This is a genomic window from Roseomonas sp. TS2 (assembly GCF_058833935.1).
Window position 1 is genome coordinate 1 of the sequence record NZ_JCACVY010000218.1, and the last position, 6,487, is coordinate 6,487.

The following is a 6,487-nucleotide window of genomic DNA, read 5'->3' on the forward strand; positions in this document are numbered from 1 at the left end:
CGAAGGAGAGGTCGCCCGCCAGCCCGCCCATCAGCCCCACCGCCGGCACCAGGCAGGCGGCGGCGAACAGCGCGAAGCCCAGGTATTGCCGCGCCGCCGCGCGCGCCTCCGCATCGGCCGGGCTGGAAGCCACCAGCGCCCAGGAGGCGAGCGACATCAGCTCGAAGCCCAGCAGCAGGGTGAAGGCGTCGGCCGCCAGCAGGGTCAGCGCCATGCCGGCCAGGAACAGCGGCCAGGGCAGCAGCCGGCGCGGCGGCACCGCCACCTCGCGCTCCAGCGCGAACAGCCCGGCGGCCAGCCCGGCCAGGCCCAGCAGCAGCAGGAACCAGGCCGAGAGCGCGTCCAGCCCCAGGCTCAGCGGCGCCCAGGGCGGGCCGAAGGGCAGCAGCACCGGCGCCATGCCCCCCGTGGCCAGCGCCAGGATGGCGAGCAGCGCGAAGCCCGCCGAGACGGCGGCGCAGCCCCCATGCACCAGCCGGGCGATGGCAATGCCGAAGGGCGCCGGCCAGCGCCCGGCGAAGGCCCCGGCGGCAGCCAGCAGCAGCAGGAGGCAGAGGAGCAGTACGGGCGCCGCGGTCACGGCGCGCGGATGTCAGGACATGTCACGCCGGCAGGATAGGCGCCGCCCCCCGGCGCCGGAAGCGACAAAGCGGTGTGCGCGGCCGCCGCCCGGCGCCGGGGCGGGCGCGGCGGCATCTCAGAGCATCTCCAGCGGCTGCTTGCGGCGGGGCGGCGGGAAGGCGCCGTCCAGCTCGGACAGGTCCTCCGGCGTCAGCACCACCTTCCAGACATCGGCGTTCTCGCGCAGATGCGCCTCCGAGGCGGCCTTGGGGATGCTGATGACGCCCGGCTGGCGCAGCGTCCAGGCCAGTGCCACCTGGGCCGGGCTGATGCCCTGGCGCCGCGCCACCTTCTTCAGCGCCGGGTGGCCCAGCAGGTCGCCGCCCTGCCCCACGGGCGAATAGGCCATCACCGGCATCTTCAGCCGCGCCGCGTAGGGCAGCAGGTCGAACTCCACGCCGCGTGCCTCCAGATTGTAGAGCACCTGGTCCGTGGCGCATTCGGAGAGGGCGGGGCCCAGCTCCTCCAGGTCCGGGACGTCGAGGTTGGAGACGCCCCAGGCCCCGATCTTGCCCTGCTCGACCAGCCGGCGCATCGCCTCCACCGTCTCGGCCAGCGGCACGCCGCCGCGCCAGTGCAGCAGGTAGAGATCGATCCTGTCCGTGCCGAGCCGCTTCAGGCTGCGCTCGCAGGCCTGCGGCAGCCGGGCGCGGGAGGCGTTCTGCGGGTAGGCCTTGCTGACCAGGAACACCTCCTGCCGCCGGCCGGCAATGGCCTCGGCCACCACCTCCTCGGCGCCGCCCTCGGCATACATCTCGGCGGTGTCGACCAGCGTCAGGCCGAGGTCGAGGCCGAGGCGCAGCACCCGCGCCTCCGCGGCGCGATCGGCGCCGCGCTCGCCCAGGCGCCAGGTGCCCTGGCCGAGCACGGGAACGCTGCGGCCATCCGGCAGGGTGATCGTATTCATGGCAAGCTCCTCTCTGCATCCCTATGTTGCGCGACATGCGCCCCATCGCCATCCTCCCCCCGCTCGCCCTGCTGCTGGCCGGCCTCGGGCCGCTCGCCGCCCTGCCCGCCCGCGCCGCCACGGACAGCTACGGCCCCTGGATCCTGGCCTGCGCGGCGGACCCGATGACCGACCGCGCCACCTGCCGCATGACCCACAACCAGCCCGTGGAGCCGGCCACCGAGAGCCAGGGCGCCCTGGCGCTGGAGGTGGCGCCGCGGCGCGGCCGGCTGGTGCCGGTGGTGACGGCGCGCGAGCTGGGGCTGGAGAGCGCCACACGCGGCCTGCTGGCGCTGACCGGCACGGTGCAGCTCCGCTTCCCGCCCAATGCCCTGTTCGAGATGCCCTGCGGGCTGGAGGGGCGTTCCGTGGTCTGCGCTCCGCGCCCGGAGGATGCCGCCCGCGCCGCCACCGAACTGGCCGCGGCGGACCGCGTGCTGGTGCGGGTGCTGGGGCTGGGCAGCGCCACGGCGGAGAGCGAGCCGCGCGAGCTGCCGCTCTCCGAGAATCCGGCGGCGCTGGCCGCCTTCCGCGCCCAGGCCCCGGCCGAGCAGGCCGAGGAGCCGCCGCCGCCCTTCAACCTGCGGGACATGCTGCAGCGGCTGCAGCGCTTCTTCGCGCCGAACTAGCGGACCTGCCCGCACCCGGGCGGCGCCTCAGCGGCGGGCAGGCGCCATGTCGGCCGGGGGCGGCGTGTGGCCGCGCCGGATGGCGCCTCGGCCTGGGCGGCCGCCCGGGGCGGCGTGGCGGGGGCCTCCGCGCCGGCCTGGCGCAGGAAGAGCCGCCGCGAGAGGAAGCCCGGCAGGCGCCGGCCGCTGGAACCCATGATCATCGTCGCCCTCCATCCCCACCGGGCTCCATCTGCCCGGCGAAGGAATGAACGGACAGAGCGGCGGCCGGGTTGCCCGGCGGGCGGCGCTCAGCCGGCGTTGGGCGCGCGGCGCTGGCCGAAGCGCGCCTCCTCGGCCTTGTAGAAATACTGGCTGGCCACCCGCCACCCCTTCAGCGGCCGCAGGGGCGGAATGCAGGTGAGCAGCATGAAGGAGGGCTGGCGCTGGTGCCGGGCGGCACCGCTGGAGGAGAGGCTGCGCGCCCTGGCGGCGCTGCTGGCGCAGGGGCCGGGCGGGATGGCGGCCGTCGTCTGAGGCGGCGCCTTCAGCGCCCGAGCCAGGCGCGCAGCCGCCCCGGCGCCTCGGCCATGGCATCCTCGGCGCCGCAATAGGAGAAGCGCAGGAAGCGGCCGCCGCGCGCCGGGTCGAAATCGACCCCCGGCGTGGCGGCGATGCCGGCCTCGGCCAGCATGCGGGCGGCGAAGGCCACGCTGTCATTGGTCAGGTGGCCGATATCGGCCCAGAGGTAGAAGGCGCCGTCCGCCGCCGCCAGCCGGTCGAACCCCGCCGCCGGCAGTCCGGCCAGCAGCCGGTCGCGGTTGCGGGCATAGGCGGCCCTGTTGCCCTCCAGTTCCTCCACCCCCTCGAAGGCGGCCTCCGCCGCCACCTGCGCCACATGCGGGGCACTGATGAACATGTTCTGCGCCAGGCACTCGACGGGGCGGATCAGGTCCTCGGGCAGCACCATCCAGCCGATGCGCCAGCCGGTCATCGAGAAATACTTGGAGAAGCTGTTGATCACCACGGCGCTGTCGCTCAGCGCGGCGGCGGTGGTCTCGGCCATGCCGTAGGAGAGGCCGTGGTAGATCTCGTCCGAGATCAGCCGCACGCCGTTCTCGTGGCACCAGCGGGCGATGGCGCCAAGCTCCTCCGCCGAGAGCATGGTGCCCGCCGGGTTGCAGGGCGAGGCGACGATCAGCCCCTCGGGGCGCGGGTCCAGCGCCTCCAGCATGGCGATGCTGGGCTGGAAGCGGGTGGAGGCGTCGCAGGGCAGCAGCTGCGGCACCATGCCGAGGGCAGTGAGGATGTTGGCGTAGGGCGGGTAGAAGGGGGCGGCCATCGCCACCCTGTCGCCCGGGTCGAAGGCGGCGAGGAAGGCCAGCGGGAAGGCGCCCGAGGCCCCCACCGTCACCGCCACGCGGCCGGGCGCCACGGTGACCTCGTACTTGTCCTCGTAGTGCCGGGCGATGCGCTCGCGCAGGCTGCGCAGGCCGAAGGCCTCCGTGTAGCCCATCGGCGCCCCGGCCGAGAGGGCGCGCTGGGCCGCCGCCACGGCGGTGCGCGGGGCGCCGGTGGAGGGCTGCCCCACCTCCATGCGCAGCACCCCCGGCGCGCCCGGCGGCAGCGCGGCCGCGCGCGCATTGGCGGCGGCGATGACGTCCATCACCAGGAAGGGCGGTGCTTCCGCCCCGCGGCCCGTCTTCAACATTCCGTCTTCAACATCTGTCTCGATACTCCTGGCGCAGTCACCCCGGCGGGAAGGTTCCCGGGGAGGGCGGCACCCTCCCCGGCCTGGGCCTCAGAGCCCGCCGCCGATGGCCAGCCCCGCCCCGCGCGGGTCGGTGGCGGCGGCGCACTGGGCGGAATTGCCCGGCAGGTAGGCCGGGCAGCCGATGGCATTGGCCCGCCCCGGCTCCGGCACCCCGGCCACGGCGGCGTCGATGCCGGTGCGGTTCAGCAGGTGGCGGGCCGCCGGCAGCGCCAGCGCGATCGGCGCCGCCGCCTGCCCGGTGCCGGTGCCGGCGTAGCGGAAGGCGCGGAGATTGGCGTTGTGCGCCAGGGCGGCCGCCAGCAGCGGCGGCTCGACGCGCCCGACGCCGGGGGCGGCGGCCAGCAGGAAGCCCATCTGCGGCACCACGCGGCCGGTGCCGAACAGGTTGTTCAGCGTGAACACGCAGGAGACGGCGTTGCCGTCGCGGTCCAGCGTCATCAGCCCGGCCGAGGCCGGCAGCACCGGCGCGGCGCCGGGGAAGGCCGGCGGGCGCGCGAGCAGCGCGGCGGGGTCGGCCCCGCCCTGGCGCCAGGCATGGGAGACGGCGAGGCCGCGCTGCGAGGCGGCGTCCACCCCCTCGCCCGCCTGCAGCGCCTGGAAGGCGGCGGCGGCGGCCAGCCCGCCATCGGCCGGCGCCGGCAGGAAGGAGAGGATGTCGCTGCCCACGCTCACCTGCAGCGGCGCGGTGACGTTGGGCAGGGCCGGGCGGAGCTGCTCCACGGTCAGCGGGCCGCCGATGCCGGGGCTCGCCGCCTCCAGCCGGCGGGCCAGGGCGCCCTGGTGCAGGTCGCCCACGCCGGAGACGCGCAGCGCGCCCAGCGTGGCGCCGAGATCGGCCTGGGTCATCCGCTCGCCCTCGGCCAGCGGCCGGCCGGCGGCGTCGGCGTAGAGGGCGCGGGCGCGCGGATCGGCGAAGAGTGGGCCGGAGACGGCGGCGAGGTCCTGCGCGAAGGCGCGCGAGACGGTGGCGCCGAAGCGGGCGAGCTGCTCGGCCGGCGCCATCAATTCCTCGAAAGGCCGGCGCGGGTTGCGGGTGTGCAGGGCGAACAGGCCGCGCGCCAGCATCGGCACCGCGGCCGGGCGGTCGCCGCCGGCGGCGGTGCCGGCGGGCGGCAGGAACAGCAGCGCCTCGGTGGTGTTGCGGCTGTGGGTGTAGACGAGGCAGGCGCCGCCGGCGCCGAGCCCGGTGCGCGAGGGCAGCGTGACGGCCATGGCGAAGCCCGCCGCCACCGCCGCATCCGCCGCCGTGCCGCCGACCGAGAGCACCTCGCGCGCCACCAGCGCGGCGCGCGGCTCATCGGCCACCGCGCCGCCGAGGAAGCCGCTGACATAGCCGGGCTGGCCGGGGGCCGGGCCGCCGCCGGTCAGGCCGCTCACCGCGTTGCTCACGGTGCCGCAGCCGGCCAGCGCCAGCAGGCCCAGGGCCGCCAGCGTGGCGGGGGCGCCCCGGCGGGCGTGCCGTGCTGGCCGCTCCCGGTCGGCTCGGGCTAGAATGGCCGGCATGGGAAAGCTGCTGGCCCCGTTCCGCGCGCTGCTGCTCATGCTGGCGTTCTTCACTCCGGTGCTGGTTCCCGGGGCCGCTGCGGCCCAGGGCGGAAGAGAGGGCGGGCGGGGCGTGGTGGTGATCCGCGACGCCGAGACCGAACGCATGGTCCGCGGCTTCGCCAACCCCCTGTTCCGCGCCGCCGGGATCGACCCTGGCCGGGTGGACATCACCCTCATCCAGAACCGCGCCATAAACGCCTTCGTCACCACCGGCAACCGCATGTTCATCCACACGGGGCTCATCCTGCAGGCCGGGTCGGCCGCCGAGCTGGCCGGCGTGCTGGCGCACGAGACCGGCCACATCGCCGGCGGGCACCTCGCGCGGCTGCCGGAGGAGATGCGGATGGCGACGATCCGCTCCGTCGCCGCCATGCTGCTCGGCGCCGGGGCGGCGGTGGCCACCGGCCAGGGCGGCGCCTTCGGCGCCATCGCCCTGGGCGGGCAGAGCAGCGCCATGGGCGGGCTCTTCGCCTTCACCCGCGGGCAGGAGCAGGCGGCCGACCAGGCCGGGCTGCACTACCTGGAGACGGTGGGCTGGTCCGCCGCCGGGCTGGAGCGCCTGCTGGAGCGGCTGCTGGACCAGGAGCTGCTCGCCGTCGGCCGGCAGGACCCGTATTTCCGCACCCACCCGCTCTCGCAGGACCGGCTGGAATTCGTGCGCGAGCAGATGCGCCGCAGCCGCAGCACCCCGGCGCTGATGCCGGCGGCGCTGGAGGGCGCCTTCGCCATGGCGAAGGCCAAGCTGCACGGCTTCCTCGACCCGCCGCAGCGGGTGCTGCGGCAATACCCGGCGGAGGATTCCGGCGCGCCGGCGCGCTATGCCCGCGCCATCATGGCGTTCCGCGCGGGCCGCATCGCCGAGGCCGTGGCCGGGCTGGAGTCGCTGCTGGCCGCGCAGCCGGGCAATCCCTGGCTGCACGAGATGAAGGGGCAGGTGCTGTTCGAGGGCCACCGCGCCGCCGAGGCGCTGCCCGCCTACGCCGCCGCCGCCCG

5 protein-coding genes and 1 pseudogene are annotated in these 6,487 nt (G+C 76.0%); 2 read left to right on the plus strand and 4 right to left on the minus strand.

Translation table 11 applies throughout. The annotated features are described in order from the left end of the window. Both ACZJYS_RS21650 and ACZJYS_RS21655 read right to left on the minus strand, forming a co-directional pair. Nucleotides 1-580, minus strand: a pseudogene (locus tag ACZJYS_RS21650) (hydrogenase 4 subunit B); the annotation flags it as partial. Between the two features lie 117 nt (nt 581-697). After that, complete coding sequence (locus tag ACZJYS_RS21655) at nt 698-1,528, minus strand: aldo/keto reductase (RefSeq protein WP_493180282.1); 831 nt, start codon at nt 1,526-1,528, stop codon at nt 698-700. Nucleotides 1,529-1,563: 35 nt separating this feature from the next. Between ACZJYS_RS21655 and ACZJYS_RS21660 the strand changes: the two genes are divergently transcribed. Beyond that, nucleotides 1,564-2,196 (plus strand): hypothetical protein, encoded by a 633-nt coding sequence (locus ACZJYS_RS21660; protein ID WP_493180283.1) that lies wholly within the window; start codon nt 1,564-1,566, stop codon nt 2,194-2,196. Nucleotides 2,197-2,722: 526 nt separating this feature from the next. Here ACZJYS_RS21660 and ACZJYS_RS21665 read toward each other — a convergent pair. Both ACZJYS_RS21665 and ACZJYS_RS21670 read right to left on the minus strand, forming a co-directional pair. Beyond that, complete coding sequence (locus ACZJYS_RS21665; RefSeq protein ID WP_493180284.1) at nt 2,723-3,886, minus strand: pyridoxal phosphate-dependent aminotransferase; 1,164 nt, start codon at nt 3,884-3,886, stop codon at nt 2,723-2,725. Nucleotides 3,887-3,976: 90 nt separating this feature from the next. Continuing rightward, nucleotides 3,977-5,452 carry a gamma-glutamyltransferase gene (locus tag ACZJYS_RS21670; RefSeq protein WP_493180285.1) on the minus strand — a complete coding sequence of 492 codons (1,476 nt, stop codon included), beginning with the start codon at nt 5,450-5,452 and terminating at the stop codon, nt 3,977-3,979. Between ACZJYS_RS21670 and ACZJYS_RS21675 the strand changes: the two genes are divergently transcribed. Next, on the plus strand, nt 5,451-6,487 hold a 1,037-nt coding region (locus ACZJYS_RS21675), incomplete at its 3' end, for a M48 family metalloprotease (RefSeq protein ID WP_493180286.1). The genes ACZJYS_RS21670 and ACZJYS_RS21675 overlap by 2 nt on opposite strands.